The sequence below is a fragment of the Clostridium sp. ZBS2 genome, assembly GCF_023845855.1.
In the GTDB taxonomy this organism is placed as follows: Bacteria; Bacillota; Clostridia; order Clostridiales; family Clostridiaceae; genus Clostridium; species Clostridium aquiflavi.
This window is the reverse complement of sequence record NZ_JAMQIF010000010.1, coordinates 298,242-319,655: the sequence shown is the minus strand read 5'-3', so window position 1 is coordinate 319,655 and position 21,414 is coordinate 298,242. Positions and strand designations below refer to the sequence as shown.

The window sequence follows — 21,414 nt, the reverse complement described above, 5'->3', positions numbered from 1 at the left end:
CAGTAAATGTGACAATACTCATTGAGAATTCTCAAAGTTAAATTACAATGCCACTTTACCTATTGCATATATCAACACACATTTAAAACAGAGTTAAATTTAATTACAAATTAATAATTTGCAGTCTTTTTTTCTTAAAATCAAATAAATTTTAATTTATAAGCAAATACTAAAGATAATTATAAAAAATATATATTATAAAATGTTATTGTGGTAGTATATACTTAATATAATAGAAATATTTGCTATCAGTTAAGATAACAGGAGGACGTGTCATGACAATAAAAGAAACATTATTAAGTTTTATGAAAGAACCTGCATATAATCCAATGACTATTGAAGAGTTGGCTCTTGTTTTTGATATAAAATCACATGAATATGGTGATTTCAAAAAGATATTAAAAATTATGGAAAATGAAGGCTTGATTTCAAGTACTCAAAAAAATAAATATATTATAGCAGAGAGTGTAGGAGTAATAGCAGAGAGTGTAGGCTTAATTACTGGAAGGCTTCAAGCACATCCAAAGGGATTTGGATTTTTAATACCGGATGTAGAAGGAGAAAATGATGTATTTATCCCAAGTTCATGTATGAATGGAGCAATAAATGGAGATAAAATACAAGTTCAAATAACAAGGGAAAACTCAAATACTAAAAAAAGAGAAGGCGAAGTTTATAAAATCCTTGAAAGAAATACAACTAAAATAGTAGGAATATATGAAGATAATAAAAACTTTGGGTTTGTTGTTTCAGAAGATACAAGAATTACTCAAGATATTTTTATTTCTAAAAAGGATAGAAATGGAGCAGAAAATGGTGATGTAGTTATAGTAGAAATAACTAAATGGCCTGATAGAAAAAGAAGTCCAGAAGGATTAATAAAAGAAGTATTAGGTAAAAAAGGCGATAAAGGTATTGATATTTTAACAATTATAAGAAAGTTTGGTTTACCAGAAGAATTTAGTAAAAAAGTTTTAAAATTTGCAGAACAAATTCCAGAAACTATAAAGCCTGAAGAATATAAAAGAAGAGTAGATTTAAGAGATCTTAGAATGGTAACTATAGATGGAGAAGATGCTAAAGATTTAGATGATGCTGTATCTATAGAAAAATTGGAAGATGGAAACTTTAAATTAGGAGTTCACATTGCAGATGTTACTCATTATGTTAGAGAAAATAATATATTAGATAAGGAAGCTTTGAAAAGAGCTACATCTGTTTACTTAATAGATAGAGTTATTCCTATGTTACCTAAACAATTATCTAATGGGATATGTTCATTAAATCCAAAGGTTGATAGGTTAGCATTAAGTTGCTTTATGGTAATAAATAATAAAGGAACAGTCGTAGACCATGAGATAATGGAAAGTGTTATTAAAACAAGTGAAAGAATGACATATACTGATGTTACTAAGATATTAAGAGATAATGATGAAGAATTAATAAAAAAATATGATTATCTTTGTGAAGATTTTAAGTTAATGGAAGAACTTTGTTTAATATTAAGAAATAAGAGAATGAAAAGAGGAGCAATTGACTTCGATTTTGAAGAATCAAAGATAATCTTAGATGAAATGGGAAAACCAATAGATATAAAGCCATATGAACGTGAAATAGCTAATAAAATTATAGAAGAATTTATGCTAGTTTGTAATGAAACAGTTGCTGAGCATATGTTCTGGAGTAAACTTCCTTTTGTATATAGAGTTCATGAAAATCCAGATGAAGAAAAGTTAGTTAAATTTAAAGAATTTATATATAATTTAGGATATAAAATTAATTGGAGTGAAGATGTAAATCCAAAAACTTTACAAAGTATATTAGAACAAGTTAAAGGAAAAAAAGAAGAAACAATAGTAAGTACATTATTATTAAGATCAATGATGCAAGCACGTTATGCACCAGAATGTGTAGGTCACTTTGGATTAGCTGCACAGTATTATTGTCACTTTACATCTCCAATAAGAAGATATCCAGACTTACAAATTCATAGAATAATAAAAGAACATCTTAATGGAGAAATTGATGATGCAAGATTTAAAAAATTAGTACCAATAGTTGATGTAGCATCAAAACAATCATCTGAAAAGGAAAGAGTAGCTCAAGAAGCAGAAAGGGAAGTTGATGATTTAAAGAAAGCTGAGTATATGCTTGATAAAATAGGAGAAGAATTTACTGGAATGATATCCTCTGTTACATCATTTGGAATGTTTGTTGAATTACCAAACACTATTGAAGGATTAGTTCATGTTACTGAGCTAGATGATGATTACTATATATTTGATGAAGCACACTTAGCGTTAATTGGTGAAAAGACAAAAAATATGCATAAACTTGGAGACGAAGTAACAGTAAAATGTGTTAAGGTTGATATAGATAATAGAGAAATTTATTTTAAACTAGTGTCAACAAAAATAGATGAAGATAAAGAAGATAAAGAAGAGAAAAATAGTAAAGAAATTATAAAGGAACTTTTATCTTCAGAGGAAGAGCCCATTCTTAGTTAAATATCTATTAATTGATTAAAAATACTACTTATATTATAATTTTATATAAGAGTTAGTATGAAACCTAAATTATACATTAGGCTATGTTTTAAATGTGTGTTGGTATATGTAATCAGAGTAGCTTTACTTATTTACATATCAACACTCTGTTAAAATAGAGTTATACATTAAAATTTATGATTATTTGTGGGTGATTAAATGGTAAGAAAAAAAAGTTCAAATACTTTAGCAGAAAATAGAAAAGCAAGACATGAGTATTTTATAGAAGAAACTATTGAAGCTGGTATTGCATTGGTTGGGACGGAAGTAAAATCTATTAGAAATGGTAGAGCTAATTTAAAAGAATCCTATGCAGATATTAGAAATGGTGAAATTTTTATATTAAGTATGCATATAAGTCCGTATGAACAAGGCAATATATTTAATGTTGAGCCTTTAAGAGAAAAAAAATTATTATTACACAAATCAGAAATTCATAGACTAGCAGGTCTAGTATCTCGAGATGGATATACTTTAATTCCATTAACATTATACTTAAAAGCTGGGAAAGTTAAAGTAGCTTTGGGTATTTGTAAAGGTAAGAAAGATTATGATAAAAGAGATTCTATGTTAGAAAAAGCTCATAATAGAGAAATGCAAAGAGCTTTAAAAGAAAGAAGTAGATATTAGAGAGATGTTTATTTAAAATATAATAAAAAACTAATTTAATGGAATTTTATTTGAATTTTATTAAGTTAGTTTTTTATTTTTAGATTATGTTTTAGCAGAGTGTTGATATATGTATATGCAAAATGGACGGAGTAATTGAACTTAGGAACACTAAAATGATTATAGTTCCACTTTACCTATTACATATATCAACACATATTTAAAACAAAAAATTATAAATAAATAGAAAATATTTAAAAAATATACATTTTAGTAAAATAAAATATTAATTAAGTAAAATTTCAAAAAACATTTTAAAAAATTATCCAATTAGTGTATATTTATAGTATGCATATAAAATCTGAACAGGGGGAACAAAAATGTATAAGATAGTTAGTAAAAGAGAGCTTACAAATAATATTTTTTTAATGGATATAGAAGCTCCAAGAGTAGCAAAATCAGCAAAACCTGGTCAATTCATAATAATAAAAAATGATGACAAAGGTGAAAGAATTCCTTTAACTATTGCAGACTATGATAGTAAAAAAGGAACAGTAACAATAGTTTTTCAAACTGTTGGAAAAAGTACAAAGGAATTAGCACAATATGAAGTTAATGATTATGTAAGTGACTTTGTTGGACCTTTAGGACAACCAACTGAATTCATTCATGAAGAGTTAGAAGAATTAAAAAAGAAAAATATTATTTTTGTAGCAGGTGGAGTTGGTGCTGCACCAGTTTATCCTCAAGTTAAATGGATGCACGAAAATGGTATTAATGTAGACGTTATAGTTGGTTCTAGAAATAAAGAACTTTTAATATTAGAAGAAGAAATGAAAAAGGTTGCAGGAAATTTATATATATCAACAGACGATGGAAGTTATGGATTTAATGGTAGAGTTACTGATTGTTTACAAAGCCTAGTTAATGACGGAAAGAAGTATGATCATGCAGTGGTTATTGGACCTATGATAATGATGAAATTTATGGCAGCATTAACTAAAGAACTTGGAATTAAAACAACTGTTAGCTTAAATCCTATTATGGTAGATGGTACAGGTATGTGTGGTGCTTGTAGAGTTACAGTTGGAAATGAAGTTAAATTTGCTTGTGTTGATGGACCAGAATTTGATGGACATTTAATTGATTTTGATGAATCAATGAGAAGACAAGCTATGTATAAGAGTGAGGAAGGTAGAGCACAATTAAAGGTTGAAGAAGGAAATACTCATAGTCATGGTGGCTGTGGTTGCGGAGGTGATAAATAATGGATATGAAAGATAGAATGGTTAAGGTTCCTGTAAGAGAACAAGATGCAAAAGTTAGGGCAACAAACTTTGAAGAAGTATGTTTAGGATATAATGAAGAAGAAGCTAAAAAAGAAGCTTCAAGATGTTTAAATTGTAAGAATCCTAAATGTATAGAAGGATGTCCAGTAGCTATCAATATTCCAGGATTTATATCACACATAAAAGATAATAAATTTGAAGATGCAGCAAAGGAAATTGCAAAATATAGTGCACTTCCTGCTGTATGTGGTAGAGTATGTCCACAAGAAAGCCAATGTGAAGGTAAGTGTGTATTAGGAATAAAAGGTGAACCAGTATCAATTGGTAAACTAGAAAGATTTACAGCTGATTGGTCTGCAGAACACAATATCGACTTAAGTGAAACAGCTCCTTCAAATGGTAAAAAAATTGCAGTAATAGGAAGTGGTCCTTCTGGATTAACTTGTGCTGGAGACTTAGCTAAAAAGGGATATGATGTTACTATATTTGAAGCTTTACATAAAGCTGGTGGAGTTTTAGAATATGGTATACCTGAATTTAGACTTCCAAAGGAAAAAGTAGTTAAAAATGAAGTTGAAAACATTAAAAAATTAGGTGTTAAAATTGAAACTAATGTTATAATAGGAAAAACTATAACTGTAGATGAACTTTTTGAAGATGAAAAGTTTGAAGCCGTATTTATAGGATCAGGAGCAGGTCTTCCTAAATTCATGGGTATAAATGGAGAAAATGCAAATGGAGTATTCTCTGCAAATGAATTTTTAACAAGAGTTAACTTAATGAAAGCATATTTAGATGAATATGATACGCCTGTTAAGAATGGTAAAAAAGTTGCAGTAGTTGGTGGCGGAAATGTTGCTATGGATGCTGCAAGAACTGCATTAAGACTTGGAGCTGAAAGTCATATAGTATATAGAAGAAGTGAATCAGAACTTCCAGCAAGAGTTGAAGAAGTTCATCATGCTAAGCAAGAAGGAATAATTTTTGATTTATTAACTAATCCAAAAGAAATCTTAACAGATGAAAATGGATGGGTTAATGGTATGAGGTGCGTTAAGATGGAACTTGGAGAACCTGATGCATCTGGAAGAAGAAGACCAGTTGAAATTGAAGGATCAGAATTTATTATGGATGTAGATACTGTAATAATGTCACTTGGAACTTCACCAAATCCATTAATTTCTTCAACAACTGAGGGATTAGAAGTTAATAAGTGGAAGTGTTTAGTTGCAGATGAAAATGGTTTAACTACTAAAGAAGGTGTTTATGCAGGTGGAGATGCTGTTACAGGTGCTGCAACAGTAATACTTGCAATGGGTGCTGGTAAGAAGGCAGCAGAAGCTATAGACGAATATTTACAAAGCAAATAAATATTTAGTAAAATAAAAATGGTTGTATCAAATTACATTTATTTTAACTTATGGCTGTGCTTTAGTAGCGTGTTTATATATACATAAGTAAATGGACTGAGTAATTGAACTTAGGAATGCCACTTTACCTATTTTATATATAAACACATATTTAAAATAGAGGCTAATCTATAAAAGAGGATTCATTAAAATGTGAATCCTCTTTTTCAATGTGCAGGAATTTAAAAATATATATTTTTAGAAAGTTTTTGAGAATTTTAACCAAAAATTTCAATTTTAATTTCTTTACTCTAAACTAAAAAGCTTGAAATTTAGTTAAGCATCATTAAATAAGTGATATATCTTAATTTTAGATAATCTTAAAATAAGAATAAATCATCAGTAGAAAATGTAAGATATATTAAATCTCCTTTGTGAAAATTAATGAGATCTTTAGTAAGCCTAAAGTTTATTAAGTTAGAAGTTACTTTATTAGGATTTTTAAGATATATTGTATAATCAAATGGATTTTCTATTATATTTTCAACTATAAATGGAAATGCATTAGCAATATTTTTATCATTACATAATTTTATATTGTGTTCTCTTATACCAATGTAACTAATATTATTTATATCACAATTAGATTTTATAATATATTCATGTCCCCAGTCTTCAGCATAGATTTTATTATTATCAATTATTTTTATATGAGATATATTTTTGCAGCCAGTTAATCTTGCTTCGGCAAGCGATTTTGGAGCATTAAATAATGATTTTTTCTCTCTCATATTAAGAGCAGTACCATTATCATAGACAATTATATTATCACATACTCTATAGGCCTCTTCTATGTCATGAGTAACAAAAATAACAGTACCATCATAATTTTTTAGAATAGACAATAATTCTTTTTCCATGTTATGTCTAAGGTGATGATCTAAAGCTGAAAAAGGTTCATCTAAAAGTAGTATATCCGGAGAAGTAATTAAAGCTCTAGCTAAAGCAACTCTTTGTTGTTGCCCACCAGATAACTGCCAAGGATAATTTTTTTCTAATCCACTTAATCCAAATCTATTTATATATTTATTAACCAAATTATTAACATTAGCTTTTTTTGAATTTAATAGTCCAACTTTAATATTTTCTTCAACAGTCATATTAGGAAATAAAGCATAGTTTTGAAATAAAAAACCTATTTTTCTGTTTTTACATGAAATAGATATGTTTTTTTTTGAATCAAATAGAATAGTATCATTTAATATTATTTTTCCTTGTTCAGGCTTGTCTAAACCAGCAATACATTTTAAACTCATACTTTTACCTGAACCAGATGCCCCTAGAAATCCTAATATTCCTTTTTTATGATTAAATTCTACATTTAAAGAAATTGAAGATAATTCTTTTTTTATGTTTACATATAAAGACATATTACTTAATTCTCCTTCCAATGAGTTTAAGTTGTAAGTCTGACCAATAATTTAATAAAATAATCATAAATAATGATAGTGATACGATTATGATAACCCATAAAAGGGCTTTCTGCATGTCACCACCTTCCACTGCAAAAAATATTGCTAGTGGCATAGTTTGAGTTTTTCCAGGGATATTACCTGCAATCATTAAAGTAGCACCAAATTCCCCCATAGCTCTAGCAAAAGATAATACTAACCCTGCTATTATTCCAGGCCAAGATAATGGAATAGCAATTTTATAGAATATTTGTAGTTCACTTAATCCCAGTGTTCTAGCAGCTGAAATGATGTTAGTGTCTATTTGTTCAAAGGCAGATCTAGTTGTTCTATACATCATTGGAAAAGAGACAACTACTGCAGCTATTACTGTGGCTGTCCAAGAAAATATTAAAGATTTATCAAATATTAAAAATAACTTTCCTATAAATCCATTTTTACCACATATAAGAAGTAAAAAGAACCCAACAACAGTTGGAGGAAGAATTAATGGTAAATTTAATAAACCATCAAGTAATCCTTTGAGTTTTCCATTAAAATTTGCTATCCAGTATGAAACAATAATACCTAATACAAAGGTAAGAGATGTCGCAACTAAAGATGTTTTTAAAGATATCCATAATGGTGAAAGGTCCATACCCATATTAATTCCTCCTCATAATTAATTAGTCTATAGATTTATAGCCATATTTTTCAAAAATATTTTTAGCATCATCTGTAAACAAAAAATCCTCAAATTGTTTTGCAGTATCAACTTGTTTTGTAACATCTGATTTTGATGTATTTTTTACTATAGAAATAGGATAAGTAATAGGAGAATGGCATGTTTCAGGAATAGTTTCAATTATTTTAGCATCTTTATTATTTAAAGCATCGCTTAAATAAACAAATCCAACATCAGCATTACCGGATATTGACCATGCTAGTACCTCTTTTACATCCTTTGCAAATACTAATTTTGATTCTATATCAGATTTTATGTTTAAATTATTGAAAGTCTCATCAGCATATTTTCCAGCAGGTACACTTGATGGTTCACCAGCTGCAATTTTTTTTACTTTATCGGTTTTTAAATCATTTATACTAGTAATAGTTGTAGACTTAGGACCAATAAGAACTAATTCATTTTTTACTAAATCTTTTTTTGTAGATTCAAGTAATAAATTTTCTTCATCTAATTTTTTCATTTGACTTTGACCAGCTGAAATAAAGATATCACAAGGAGCACCTTGTTCGATTTGTTGTTGTAAAGAACCTGATGAACCATAATTTATAACAAGATCAGCATTCGGTGCAATAGATTTGAACTTTTCTTGAATATCAGCCATAGCTTCTTTTAAGCTAGCGGCTGCTGAAATGTTAAGTTCTATTTTTTCAGAGTTGTTAGATTGAGCAGAACTATTTTTTGTTTCCTTTTTTGCACATCCTGAAAGTAATACGATACAAGATGTAACTGCTAATAATGCGATTAAAATTTTGTTTTTCATAAATATCTCCCCTTTTAACATTGTTTTGTATAGTTTTATTGAGTTTTACACTGTTTTGTATATTTTTAATAATTTTACCATTATTTAAGAATTGATTCAACAACATAATTGCTAAAATAACAAAATTTTCCTTGGTAAACATAATATTTTATAGCAACTATTATTTCTTAATGATAAAATTAATAAGAAGTGAAATATTCGTTAGAAAGATAAATAGCTTTCTATGAAATGTTACAACTAGATTATATAAGGGGGAGATTAATTGTGGACTCAGAAAGATCATTGACTGCACTTGAAGTATCAGAATTATTAAAAATAAATAAAAATACAGTTTATGAACTTGTAAAGAGAGGCGAATTACCTGGATATAAGATAGGAAAAAAATTAAGGATAGATGAAAAAGATGTTTTTGAATATATAAATGATCAAAAATCTTCTTCAAGAAATAGTAAGAATATCACAAACAACTATTTAAATAATAATGTGAATATAAATTCTGAATTTAAAGTAGAAAATGATATCATAATTTCAGGACAAGATATTATTTTAGATGTTTTAGCTCGTCATATTGAAGAAAAAACTGATAATATTAGAGTTTTACGTTCAAATGTTGGTAGTTACACGAGCTTGTGTGATTTATATAATGATAAGATATCAATATCGTCATCACATCTTTGGGATGGTGATACAAATGAATATAATACAGCTTATGTAAGACGATTAATCCCAGGAATTCCCTGCATAATAATTAATTTAGCTTATAGAAGACAAGGTTTTTATGTAGCTAAGGGAAATCCACATAACATAACAACATGGAATGATTTAATAAAAAATGATATAAGTATAGTGAATAGAGAAAAAGGATCAGGTACTAGAGTATTGTTAGATGAGAAGTTAAGATTATACAATGTTGAAGGCGAGTCTATTAAAGGTTATAACTTTGAACAATCTTCTCATTTAGCAGTAGCAAGCAGTATAGCTGTGGGGGATGGAGACTTAGGGATAGGAATAGAAAAGGTTGCCCATCAAGTGAGTGAGATTGATTTTGTACCTATACAAGAAGAACGATATGATTTGATTATAAAAAAATCCTCTTTAAAATATCCACTTTATAAGTTAATAATTGAGATAATTCAATCTAAAAAATTCAAAAAAGAAATCAAAGGATTGGGTGAATATGATTTAAGAGATATAGGTAAGATTCTTGCCGAAACTTAAAAGCTAGCATTAAGTTAAAAAATATATTAAATATTATTAGAATATATATTTTGGAGGAATTATGAATAATGTTACCATACAGGAACTTAGAAATTTAGAAATTTTTAAAAATATATGTGATGATTCTTTGAATAAAATTATTGAAATGGGAATTTTAATTAAATACCCTTCAGGGAGGCATATTTTTAGAGATAAAGAAGATGTGAAAAATTTATATGTAGTATTAAGTGGTACAGTATCATTGTATAAATCAAATGAATGTGGACATAAGAGAGCCATCTTTATTTTAGGAAAAGGTAAGATGATTAATGATGTTATAATACAGGAATTACCATCATCCATTAATTGTGAAGTTTTCGAAGAAGCAGAAATTTTAAGTTTCAATAAAGAGGAATTCTTGAAACTTATGGAAGTGGATTTTACATTAACCAAAAATGTAATGTGCTCATTATCAATGAAAGTAAGAAGGTTATATAGGCAGATTAAAAATTCAACAGGCGTTATAAAAATGGAAAAACGATTATGTGCAAAACTGTGGAAATTAAGCAAGGATTATGGAATTGAAAAAAACGGTGAAGTAGTAGTTGATAAAAAGATAACTATTACCTATTTAGCAGATTTATTAGGTTCGAAAAGGGAAACAATATCTAGGGCATTAAAAATATTATGTAATGAAAATTTAATTGAATATAAAAATAAGCAGATAATAGTAAGGAATCAGGAAAAATTATCGCAGTTTTTTAAAGCACCGTGATTAATATCACGGTGCTTTAATTCTTTAGAATATATACTTAGATTAATGGAAAGCATAATTTAAAATCGCAATTATGAAGGGAGATTTAATACGGTGTTTTGTGAAGAATTTAACAGTGTAGTAGTAGCTGCAAAAGCAAAGGTTAATTTACTAAAAAATAATAAATTAGGTTATTTTATTAGCTCAATGCTTGCAGGTGCTTATGTAGGAATGGGAATAATACTTATATTTACAATAGGTGGACTTTTAAGTAGTGCAGGATCACCATTTACTAAAGTAATTATGGGAGCATCTTTTGGAGTAGCACTTAGTTTAGTAGTAATGGCAGGATCAGAACTTTTTACAGGAAATAATTTTGTTATGACAGCAGGATCCTTAAGTGGTGAAGTAACTTGGAGTGATACACTTAAAGTTTGGGGGCTTTGTTTTTTAGGAAATTTAGTTGGATCTATAATTACAGGAGCTATGTTTTATTTAACAGGTCTTGCAACAGGTCCAGTAGGAGAGTTTATTGCTAGTACTTCAGCGGTGAAAATGAGTGTGCCTTTTTTACCATTATTAATGAGAGGTGTACTTTGTAATATACTAGTTTGCTTAGCTGTATGGTGTAGTTTTCGTTGTAAGAATGAAGTCGCTAAGTTAATTATGATATTTTGGTGTTTATTTGTGTTTATAACAGCTGGATTTGAACATAGTGTAGCTAATATGACACTTTTAACAGTAGGATTACTTTCACCAGGTGCAGCAGATGTAAGTGTAATGGGATATTTATATAACATCATAGTTGTAACACTTGGAAATATCATTGGAGGAGCTATATTTTTAGCAGTTCCATACTATTTAATATCAAAAAAGAAGTAAGGGGATATCATTATGGGATATAAATTAAATAAAACTGATGTAAATAATATTTTTGATAATTTATCAAGAGAATATGATATATATGCGCCTAAGCTATTTCTAGGAGAAGGAACTTATTCTGATACAGATAGAATTAGGTATGGAAAGGTAGAAAATATAGATGAAATAGTTTTTGATAAAAAAGCTGAATATTCATCTAAAGAAATTTTATTACCAATATCTGAAACATTGTTCTTCTTTACAGAGGATGAGATAAAAGAAGCTAAGACTTCTAAAAAAGGTGCACTAGTATTCTTAAGAAGTTGTGATTTACATGCTATAAAACGTATGGATGATATTTATTTAAAAAATGGACATGAAGATTTTTATTATAAGAGATTAAGAGAAAAAACTAAGTTCATTTTAATTGGATGTGAAAAATCATTTGAAAAATGTTTTTGTGTAAGTATGGAAACTAATAAAACTGATGAATATGCGGCATATTTAAAAGTTATAGGTGACGAAGTATATATAGATGCTAAAGAAGAAGAATTCATAAAACTATTTTCAATTGGTGAAAATATAGAAGTGAAGCCTGACTTTGTAAGTGAAAACAATAAAAAGGTTTCAGTGCCAGATAATCTTTCATTAGATATTATAAATTCAAAAATGTGGGAAGATTATAGTGCACGTTGTATTGCATGTGGTAGATGTAATTTTGTTTGTCCAACTTGTACTTGCTTTACAATGCAAGATATATTCTACACTGATAATGGAAAAGCAGGTGAAAGACGTAGGGTATGGGCTTCATGTCAAGTAGATGGATTTACTGAGATGGCTGGTGGACATACTTTTAGAGCTGACAAAGGACAACGTATGAGATTTAAAGTTATGCACAAAGTATATGATTATAAAAAGAAATGGGGATATCACATGTGTGTTGGATGCGGTAGATGTGATGATATTTGTCCAGAATATATATCTTTCTCTAATTGCGTAAATAAATTAGAAAATGGAATGAAAGAGGTGTCTTCTAATGAGTAGAAATGAATATATTCCTTTTTTATCAGAAATTAAGGAAGTTATTAAACATACAGATATTGAATATACTTTCAGAATGGAATTTTCAGGCGATGTAAAACCAGGACAATTTTTTGAAGTATCATTGCCTAAGTTTGGAGAAGCACCTATTTCAGTAAGTGGTATTGAAGAAAATACTGTTGACTTAACAATAAGAAGAGTTGGAAAAGTTACTAATGAAATATTCAATAATTATGTAGGTGATAAATTATATCTAAGAGGTCCTTATGGAAATGGATTTGATGTAAATGAATATAAGGGAAAAGATTTAATTATTGTAGCAGGTGGGACAGGTTTATCTCCAGTTAAAGGTGTAGTTGATTATTTTGCAAATAATATAGATAAAATTAACAGTTTTACATTAATAGCAGGTTTTAAATCTCCTAATGACATTTTATTTAAATCAGATATAAAAGATTGGAACGATAAAATAAATGCTATTATTACAGTAGATAATGCTGATGAAAGCTATGATGGAAAAGTAGGATTGGTTACTAAATATATACCAGAACTTGATATAAAAGATTTAAATAATGTTGCTGTTATTGTAGTTGGACCTCCTATGATGATGAAGTTCACAGTTGCAGAATTTTTAAAACTTGGAATAGAAGAAAAAAATATATGGATTTCTCAAGAAAGAAAAATGTGCTGTGGAATAGGAAAATGTGGACACTGTAAAATAGATGATACTTATATTTGTTTAGATGGACCTGTTTTTAATTATTCAAAAGGTAAGTCTTTACTAGACTAGGAGGAGTTAATTATGGATTTAAATACAAAAAAAATCAAGAAAAATGCTTTTAGAGTTACTAAAGTAAGGGGATTAACTGCTTCTAGAGTTAGAGTTCCAGGAGGACATTTACAAGCAGATTTATTAGGCAAGATACAAGAAATATCGCAAATGTATGGTAATGGAAGTGTGCATATAACAACACGTCAAGGATTTGAAATACCAGGAATAAAATATGAAGATATTAATAAGGTAAATGAATTATTACAGCCAATTATAGAAAGTTTAGGTATAAATCAAGAAATACCAGGAAAGGGATATACATCTGCTGGAACTAGAAATGTATCAGCATGTATTGGTAATAATGTTTGCCCATTTGCAAATTATAATACAACTAATTTTGCTAAAAGAATAGAAAAAGCTATATTTCCCAATGATCTACACTTTAAGATAGCACTTACCGGGTGCCCAAACGATTGTGTAAAAGCTAGAATGCATGATTTTGGGATAATAGGAATGACTGAACCACAGTATGATAAAGAGAGATGTGTAAGCTGTGGGGCATGTGTAAGAGCTTGTAAGAAGAAGTCAGTAGATGCACTTAAAGCAGTAAATTATAAAGTGGTAAGAAATGAAGAAAAATGTATTGGATGTGGGGAATGTGTTATAAATTGTCCTACTGGTGCGTGGACAAGAAGTAAAGAAAAATATTATAAATTAGTTATAATGGGTAGAAGCGGTAAAAGAAACCCACGTCTTGCTGAAGATTTCTTAATTTGGTCAGATGAACAAAGTATAATTAAGATAATATTGAACACTTATAAATTTGTGGCTAAGTATATAGATAAAAGTGCTCCAGGTGGCAAAGAACATATAGGATATATCATCGATAGAGTAGGATTTGAAGAATATAAAAAGTGGGCACTAGACGGAATAGAATTCCCAGAAAAAACAATAGTAAAGCAATGTGTTTATTGGAATGGAGTACATTTTTAATTAAACAACTTAAAAATCTCTACAGAAATAAAACTGTAGAGATTTTTTAAACTTCATTTTAATTATGAAAGTTTTAAAAATTTTGCATTATTTTAAATGTGTGTTGATATTGTAATGCAAACATTAATTTAAAATAGAGCACAAAATTTGAAGAAATATCATTTATTACATAAATGATCTTGGACGTTCATTAAAGCTTCACCAAATCTTTGATAGTGTACAACTTCTCTTTCTCTTAAGAATTTTAAGACGTCTTTAATATCTTGTTCATCAGTTAATTGAATTAAATGTTCATAAGTTGCTCTAGCCTTTTGTTCTGCTGCCATATCTTCATGTAAATCTGCAATTACATCTCCTTTTGCTTGGATATAAGTTGCTGTCCAAGGGTTTCCAGTAGCATCAGTATAGAATAATGCTTTTCCATGATCAACATAATGTCCACCAAGACCTGCTTCTTTAAGTTCATCTAATGTTGCATTCTCCATAAGTTGATAAATCATAGTAGCAAGCATTTCTACATGCGCCATTTCCTCTGTACCTATATCAGTAAGTAATCCTTTGGATTTTCCAGTAGGCATTGTATAACGTTGATTTAAATATCTAAGTGCGGCACCTAATTCTCCATCAGGTCCTCCATATTGAGACATAAGATATTTTGCCATTGCAAGATCTTTACACTTTAAGTTTATTGGATATTCTAATGTTTTAACATAATACCACATAATCTTTTATTCCTCCTAATTTTCTTTTTCCCAAGGCCAAGATTTTTCTATCCAATAACGTGGATCTTCTTTAAAAGAAGTACCAAAATTAGTTAAAGGACCGAAATTTTTTTCGTATTCATTAGTTAAACAAGTTAATTTAGCTGATACTATATCATAGTCTTTTTTTGCATTTTCATTATCAGGAAAATTATCAAGGAATAAATTTAGATCAACAGCTGAAAATTGATAAATTCTTATACTATCTAATAAATCTTTTTCATACATAATATATCACCCCACATTAACATTTACTTTTTTTCTTTTCATTATAAGGTTCGTAAAGGTCTTTAAAAATAGTTCCTTTAACAAAGCCTTCTTTACATGTGAATAGATTTTCATAAGGTTGAGGCATTATATATGCACGTGCATATTCTTTTAATTTATAGGTACAATTATCATTTTTGTACATAAAATTTTTTCATCCCTTCATTTTGATTGCTTAATAAATATAATATGCATATAGAGAGATAAAGTGATTCTTGTGAAAAACATATATTTTTAAGTCTAAAATGTATGCAAATAAATATTAATTTTATCTTAAATTATACTTAAATAAAGAACATCTGTTTAATAATGCTATTATTAAGTAGATGTTTTTTATATAATTAACATATAATATAAAATGTGAAGGGGACTAATATGATAAAGTATAAAAAAACAGCACGTACATTAGCTTTAATATTATCTGTGTTTATTATAAATTCATTTATAAATTATAATGTATTTGCAAGTGAAGTAATTAAGCAGAGCAATAATGAAATAAGGCTACAAGACAACTTCTATGAAGCTGTTAATAAGGAATGGCTAAAAAAATCAATACTTAAACAAGATGAAGAAGCTAAAAGTACTTTTACTGAAACAAAGGATAAGGTTAATAATGACGCAAAAAGAATATTTAATGATTTATTAATTCATGAAGATAAATATTTAAGTAATACAGACGAAAAGAAGATAATAAATTTATATAATAATTCTATTAATATTTCAGAAAGAAATAATCAAGGTGCAGAACCTATAAAGAAATATACAAATAAAATAAAGGAAGCTAAAAATATAAATGAGCTTACAAAATTATTAGGCGATCCAACGATAAATATATTTAGTAATTTAATTAATTTTAGTGTTGGAAGCGATATTTATGATGAGAAAAACAATGCACTATATATTTCATCAACAAGATTAGTTTTAGGAGATTCAGATCAATATAGAAATGAAACAGATAAAACTAAAGATAATAGAGAAAATATGGAAAAATACTTAGTCAATATATTAATGTTAAGTGGATATTCTAGAGAAGAATCGATAATAAAAGTTAATAATTTATTTTATTTTGAAAATCAATTAGCACCATCTATTATAGGTGTTAATGAATTTGCAGAGTATTATAATAACCAAAAAAATAACTATAAAACTTATAAAATCAGTGATGTTAATGAACTTTCAAGTAATTTAGATTTATCATATATAATAAAAAACCTTGGATATGAAAATGTAGACAAAGTAATTTTATTTGAACCTAAATGGTTAAATAAATTAAATGAGTTATATAGTGAAGAAAATTTGCAAGTAATAAAAGATTATACTGAAGTTTGTATGATTTCTGCTGCAAGTAAATATCTAAGTGAAAATTTTAGAAATGAATATTTAGCTTTACAAAAATCATTATATGATATAGATAGTATATCATTAGAAGATGAAACTAAAGAACTTGTAAAAAAGAATTTCAATTCAGCTTTAAGTAAATTATATGTAGAAGAGGTCTTTAGTGAAGAGATAAAAAATGATGTGAAAAATATTACTGAAGAAATTATAAATACTTATTCAAATAGAATTAAAAATCTTGATTGGATGAGTGCTTCCACTAAAGATAACGCTATTAAAAAGTTAAAGAATATAAAAGTAAATATAGGCTATCCAGAAGAATGGACAGATTATTCAAATTTAGAAATAAAGTCATATAAAGAAGATGGATCACTTCTTGAAAATATAATAAATTTAGAGAAATTTTCATATAAACAACCTATAAGTTCTAGAGAATCATTTAACAAAATATCACCAGAAGATGTTAATGCATATTATGATGCTGAGTCTAATGAAATTACAATTCCAGCAGCTATATTGCAAAAACCGTTCTATGATATAAATGAAAGTAAAGAAAAAAATTTAGGTGGATTAGGAGTTATTATTGGACATGAAATTACTCATGCTTTTGATAATAATGGATCTAAGTTTGATGAAAATGGAAAAATAAAAAATTGGTGGAATGATGAAGATTATAAAAAATATGAAGATAAAATTAAAAGAATAGAAGAGGTTTATGGAAATATAGAAGCATTACCTGGGATAAAAGTGAATGGGGAAATTACTTTAGGTGAAAATATTGCGGATATTGGATCTATGACTTGTATGTTAGATATTTTAGATAAAATACCTAATGTAAATTATGATGAGTTTTTTAGAAATTTTGCTAGAGTATGGAGAGATGTAACTACTGAAGAATATAAAGTATTATTATTAAAAATAGACAGCCATTCACCTAGTGATATTAGAGTAAATACAGTATTACAACAATTTGAAAAATTCTATGAAATTTATAATGTAACTGAAAATGATGATATGTATATAAAAGTAAAAGATAGATTATCTATTTGGTAGAATAGAATTTTAGTAGGTTAAGTTTAATTACTATGATAAGTTTTACTTATAGATATACTAGAGAAGTGAGAGTATAGATAATTCTGTGTAAATACAAAATTATCTAATGTCTAGAGAGGTTAATGATTAGAATATAAATTTTAGTCATTAACCTCTATTATGTGCTTCCAATATCTTTTTGGCATCATTCTACTTTGTAATTTTAGATTTTTTCTTTCAACTATAGCTGTAGATTTGAAATATGTGCTCCAAAGTGTACCGTAGTTATCAGAATGTGTTTTCAATTTTTCATAATCTCTTAAATCAAGAGGAATTATTTCATAATTTATTTTATTATAAATTATTGCTTTTTCCCTATTCAAATCATGAATTATAAAGTATTCATTTTTAAATCTTTTCTTAAAATGGTCAGCTATAAGTTCTAATATATCATTATCAGGTTCAATAGAAGAATAGAAAAATTTATTATTTATAAGGTTGAATCTAATAAATCCTTTAAATCTATGACTTTCATAAGTTACTTTTTTATTAATGGTATCTATAAGCCTAATTTCATCAATATTTAAAAAAGAATGAACATCCTTGTTTAATTTAAAAGCAATTTTTAAATATTTAAGTAAGAGCATTTCTTTATTTTCGTAATTGCTTAAATATACAATATAGATTTTTTTTAGAGCTAATTTGTCTATTTTATAAATTATAGTATTTTGAACTTTCTCAGCAATATGAGAATTAGTATTTATATTAATAATTTCGCTTCCAAGCAAGGGTATATTATTTTTTTTACTACATATAAATAAATTTGTCTGATCATAATTAAAACTTTTATATAAAGCATTTAAAAGCCCAAAGAAAGTATCATCATATATTAGTATTTTCATAATTAAAAATCTCCATTTATAGAAGTTATTTTATCACTTAAGGTCTTAGTGTTCATTTCAAAAGAATCAAAAAATGATATTTGATTAATATTTATTTTGGAAGATGGTTTATAGGAATCTTCTAATAATTTATTTTTTATTATTAAATCATCAAAAGAAATATTTCCATAATATTTACCGTCACAAGTTATAAAATATTTAGATCTTTTTAAAATAACTCTTAATTTCTTCAAGTCTTCAAAAGTTAATCTATGAACTCTTCTGATCTTTAATATTTTTTTAGCAGAAGTAACACCAATACCAGGAATTCTTAATAATTTTTCATATGATGCAGTATTTATTTCTACAGGAAAATCATTTAAATTAGATAAAGCCCAAGAAGTTTTAGGATCAAAATTTAAATCAAAATTATCTGTACTATTTTTTAATAATTCATTTGCCCTAAATCCATAAAACCTAATTAACCAATCAGCTTGATAAAGTCTATGCTCTCTAAGAACAGGAGGATGACTTATCACAGGTAGAAGGGGATTATCTTTTACAACAGGAACATATGCAGAATAATAAACTCTTTTCAAATTATAGTTATCATATAATGCTTGCGATAAATTTAATATTTTAGCATCGCTTTCAGGGGTAGCACCAACAATTAATTGAGTGCTTTGCCCACCAGGAACAAATAAAGGTGTACTTTTTATGTTTTTTTTCATTTCTTTATAATTAATTATAGAATTTTTTATAGTATTCATAGGTTTTAATATACTATCTTTATTTTTTTGAGGAGCTAATAATTTTAAACTATCATTTGAAGGTAATTCTATATTTACACTCATTCTATCAGCATATTTTCCAGCTTCATTTATTAATTTTTGATCAGCGCCAGGAATCGCTTTCAAATGAATATATCCATTAAACTTCTCTTCTAGTCTTAATTTTTTCACAGTTTTAAGTAAAAGTTCCATAGTATAATTAGGATTTTTTATAATAGCAGAACTTAAGAATAACCCCTCTATATAATTACGCTTATAAAAATTAATAGTAAGGTTACATACTTCTTCAGGAGTAAAACTAACTCTTAAAAAATCTTTAGATGAACCATTTATGCAATATTTACAATCAAAAACACAATCATTTGAAAATAATATTTTAAGCAATGAGATACAACGTCCATCTGAAGTAAAACTGTGACATATTCCACTACTAGAAGCATCTCCAAGTCCATTGTTTTTATTTTTTCTTTTAGAACCTGATGATGAGCAAGAGACATCATATTTTGCTGCTCCAGAAAGAATTTTTAGCTTTTCCATTAATTCCATTTGTGTACACATCCTTATATATTAATCTAAACATATATCCTTAATAATATTATACACAAACATATGTTCCCATACAAGGGTTTTGAATTAGTGTATTTTAGGAAAAAAATGTGTGTTTTGTACTATTATATAAATAAATATATAACTTTATTTTTAGAATAAAATCTTAAATAAATTCATACCATAAAAGAAACTAAATTTTAATTATGTATATTAAAAAATCCATGTATTTGAAATATAAAAATTATATTTTAAAATTAAGAAGGAAAGAAATATTTAATTAGAGAAAATAAATAATATTAAGAATTTTATAGATAGGAGAATTTATATGGATAGTCTTATATTTGATTTAGACGGAACTTTATGGGATGCTACAGAAGCATTTTATATATGCTGGAATGAAGTTTTTTCAAAATACGATGAAACTAAGAAAGGAATGTCTCTTGAAGAAATTCAAAGTGTGATGGGAATGACAATGGATGATATATTAGAAAAGTTTTTCCCACAGTTAAGTGAAAAATCGAGAAAAGATGTAATAGATGAATGCACTAAAATTGAATTAAAGTATTTATTAAAAAATGGGGGTAAATTATATCCAGAGTTGCAAGATACAATAAAAGAATTATATAAAAAATATAAATTATTTATAGTTAGCAATTGTGTGGATGGCTACATACAATGTTTTTTAGAGGCGCATAATTTAAAAAAATATTTTCTGGATTTTGAAGATCCAAGTAGAACAGGATTAGAAAAAGCTGAAAATATAAAAATAGTAATGCAAAGAAATAAATTAAATAATCCAGCATATGTAGGGGATACTAAATGGGATGCAATAGCAAGTGAGAAAGCAGGAGTGCCATTTATATATGCTAGCTATGGATTTGGTGATTTAGATAAATATGATTATAAGATAAATAATTTAAAAGAGTTATTAAATATTAATAATATAAAATGTTAGTAAGATATTACAAGGGCTATATTTTAGGTTACAGTGATATATTTAATAGATAAAGTGCATCATAATTGGATTATATTCATTTTTAGTATTCCTAAGTTTAATAATTCAGTCTAATTTACTTATATATATCAATGATTTTTTTTACATTGCAAAAAAAGATATAAAATTAATCGATTTCATTAATTTTATATCTTTCTTAAATTGAAGATATTTATAGTAAAACTTATCTACTTTTTCTTTTAGCAGAGAATTTCTTATATAGTTTATAGATTAGTGCAACGGCAACTGAATATACCAATATAATACCGACTGTAAGTAACATTGATTTCATACGATCCATAATTAACACCTCTTTTTGAAATATTTACTATATAAATTATTTTAACATAATAATTAAATGAAAAGAAGATAAAATATAAACACTACTTTAAAGTATGTGTAGTATTTAAGGTAAATAAGAGTAATCAGAT

At 27.1% G+C, this 21,414-nt stretch carries 20 protein-coding genes; 12 read left to right on the top strand and 8 right to left on the bottom strand.

The features are described from left to right. The first annotated feature begins 275 nt into the window (after positions 1-275). The 4 genes from rnr to gltA all read left to right on the top strand — a co-directional run bounded on the left by rnr (position 276) and on the right by gltA (position 5,814). A complete protein-coding gene (gene rnr / locus NG918_RS07840) occupies positions 276-2,507 on the top strand; it encodes a ribonuclease R (protein ID WP_252211963.1) in 2,232 nt (743 codons plus the stop codon). A 198-nt stretch (positions 2,508-2,705) separates the two neighbouring features. Beyond that, positions 2,706-3,176 (top strand): SsrA-binding protein SmpB, encoded by a 471-nt coding sequence (gene smpB, locus NG918_RS07835; RefSeq protein WP_003373284.1) that lies wholly within the window; start codon positions 2,706-2,708, stop codon positions 3,174-3,176. A 359-nt stretch (positions 3,177-3,535) separates the two neighbouring features. After that, positions 3,536-4,423, top strand: coding sequence for a sulfide/dihydroorotate dehydrogenase-like FAD/NAD-binding protein (locus NG918_RS07830; protein ID WP_252211965.1), 888 nt, complete (start codon positions 3,536-3,538; stop codon positions 4,421-4,423). Further along, positions 4,423-5,814 carry an NADPH-dependent glutamate synthase gene (gene gltA / locus NG918_RS07825; RefSeq protein ID WP_252225549.1) on the top strand — a complete coding sequence of 464 codons (1,392 nt, stop codon included), beginning with the start codon at positions 4,423-4,425 and terminating at the stop codon, positions 5,812-5,814. Before NG918_RS07830 ends, gltA begins: the two co-directional genes overlap by 1 nt. Before the next feature lie 359 nt (positions 5,815-6,173). On the opposite strand, the gene NG918_RS07820 is transcribed toward gltA, so the two are convergent. Genes NG918_RS07820 through modA form a run of 3 tightly spaced genes read right to left on the bottom strand, consistent with a single transcriptional unit; the run spans position 6,174 to position 8,752 of the window. Continuing rightward, the gene (locus NG918_RS07820) at positions 6,174-7,223 is read right to left on the bottom strand and encodes a sulfate/molybdate ABC transporter ATP-binding protein (RefSeq protein ID WP_252225548.1); all 1,050 of its coding nucleotides are present in this window, start codon (positions 7,221-7,223) and stop codon (positions 6,174-6,176) included. Position 7,224: 1 nt separating this feature from the next. Beyond that, positions 7,225-7,908, bottom strand: coding sequence for a molybdate ABC transporter permease subunit (gene modB / locus NG918_RS07815; protein ID WP_205455223.1), 684 nt, complete (start codon positions 7,906-7,908; stop codon positions 7,225-7,227). A 22-nt stretch (positions 7,909-7,930) separates the two neighbouring features. Continuing rightward, positions 7,931-8,752: a molybdate ABC transporter substrate-binding protein gene (gene modA, locus NG918_RS07810; protein WP_205455222.1), complete on the bottom strand. Its 822-nt coding sequence runs from the start codon at positions 8,750-8,752 to the stop codon at positions 7,931-7,933. Between the two features lie 264 nt (positions 8,753-9,016). Here modA and NG918_RS07805 point away from each other — a divergent pair, with 264 nt between their 5' ends. From NG918_RS07805 to asrC, 6 genes are all read left to right on the top strand, one after another. Further along, positions 9,017-9,970, top strand: coding sequence for a substrate-binding domain-containing protein (locus NG918_RS07805; protein ID WP_205455221.1), 954 nt, complete (start codon positions 9,017-9,019; stop codon positions 9,968-9,970). 61 nt (positions 9,971-10,031) lie between these two features. Further along, positions 10,032-10,724, top strand: a complete 693-nt coding sequence (locus tag NG918_RS07800) for a Crp/Fnr family transcriptional regulator (RefSeq protein WP_205455220.1) — start codon at positions 10,032-10,034, stop codon at positions 10,722-10,724. Positions 10,725-10,817: 93 nt separating this feature from the next. Next, on the top strand, positions 10,818-11,585 hold the full coding sequence (locus NG918_RS07795; RefSeq protein WP_252225547.1) for a formate/nitrite transporter family protein: 768 nt from the start codon (positions 10,818-10,820) through the stop codon (positions 11,583-11,585). 12 nt (positions 11,586-11,597) lie between these two features. Continuing rightward, the gene (gene asrA, locus NG918_RS07790) at positions 11,598-12,608 is read left to right on the top strand and encodes an anaerobic sulfite reductase subunit AsrA (protein WP_205455218.1); all 1,011 of its coding nucleotides are present in this window, start codon (positions 11,598-11,600) and stop codon (positions 12,606-12,608) included. Then, complete coding sequence (gene asrB, locus NG918_RS07785) at positions 12,601-13,395, top strand: anaerobic sulfite reductase subunit AsrB (RefSeq protein ID WP_205455217.1); 795 nt, start codon at positions 12,601-12,603, stop codon at positions 13,393-13,395. Before asrA ends, asrB begins: the two co-directional genes overlap by 8 nt. Before the next feature lie 12 nt (positions 13,396-13,407). Further along, positions 13,408-14,370, top strand: coding sequence for a sulfite reductase subunit C (gene asrC / locus NG918_RS07780; protein WP_252211973.1), 963 nt, complete (start codon positions 13,408-13,410; stop codon positions 14,368-14,370). Between the two features lie 158 nt (positions 14,371-14,528). On the opposite strand, the gene NG918_RS07775 is transcribed toward asrC, so the two are convergent. The 3 genes from NG918_RS07775 to NG918_RS07765 are packed head-to-tail and all read right to left on the bottom strand — an operon-like array spanning position 14,529 to position 15,543. Then, a complete protein-coding gene (locus tag NG918_RS07775; RefSeq protein ID WP_012450300.1) occupies positions 14,529-15,092 on the bottom strand; it encodes a manganese catalase family protein in 564 nt (187 codons plus the stop codon). Between the two features lie 15 nt (positions 15,093-15,107). Continuing rightward, positions 15,108-15,359: a spore coat protein CotJB gene (locus tag NG918_RS07770; RefSeq protein WP_205455214.1), complete on the bottom strand. Its 252-nt coding sequence runs from the start codon at positions 15,357-15,359 to the stop codon at positions 15,108-15,110. Positions 15,360-15,375: 16 nt separating this feature from the next. Then, positions 15,376-15,543: a spore coat associated protein CotJA gene (locus NG918_RS07765; protein ID WP_252211975.1), complete on the bottom strand. Its 168-nt coding sequence runs from the start codon at positions 15,541-15,543 to the stop codon at positions 15,376-15,378. 230 nt (positions 15,544-15,773) lie between these two features. Here NG918_RS07765 and NG918_RS07760 point away from each other — a divergent pair, with 230 nt between their 5' ends. Beyond that, positions 15,774-17,789: a M13-type metalloendopeptidase gene (locus NG918_RS07760; RefSeq protein WP_252211977.1), complete on the top strand. Its 2,016-nt coding sequence runs from the start codon at positions 15,774-15,776 to the stop codon at positions 17,787-17,789. Between the two features lie 140 nt (positions 17,790-17,929). Here the strand turns inward: NG918_RS07760 and NG918_RS07755 are convergent, their stop codons facing one another. Both NG918_RS07755 and NG918_RS07750 read right to left on the bottom strand, forming a co-directional pair. Beyond that, entirely contained in the window at positions 17,930-18,670 is a 741-nt protein-coding gene (locus NG918_RS07755; protein ID WP_252211978.1) for a TIGR03915 family putative DNA repair protein, read from the bottom strand. A gap of 2 nt (positions 18,671-18,672) precedes the next feature. Then, complete coding sequence (locus NG918_RS07750; RefSeq protein ID WP_252211980.1) at positions 18,673-19,986, bottom strand: putative DNA modification/repair radical SAM protein; 1,314 nt, start codon at positions 19,984-19,986, stop codon at positions 18,673-18,675. Positions 19,987-20,314: 328 nt separating this feature from the next. On the opposite strand from NG918_RS07750, the gene NG918_RS07745 reads away from it, so the two are divergent. Next, positions 20,315-20,944: an HAD family hydrolase gene (locus tag NG918_RS07745; protein ID WP_252211982.1), complete on the top strand. Its 630-nt coding sequence runs from the start codon at positions 20,315-20,317 to the stop codon at positions 20,942-20,944. Positions 20,945-21,414 lie beyond the last annotated feature (470 nt).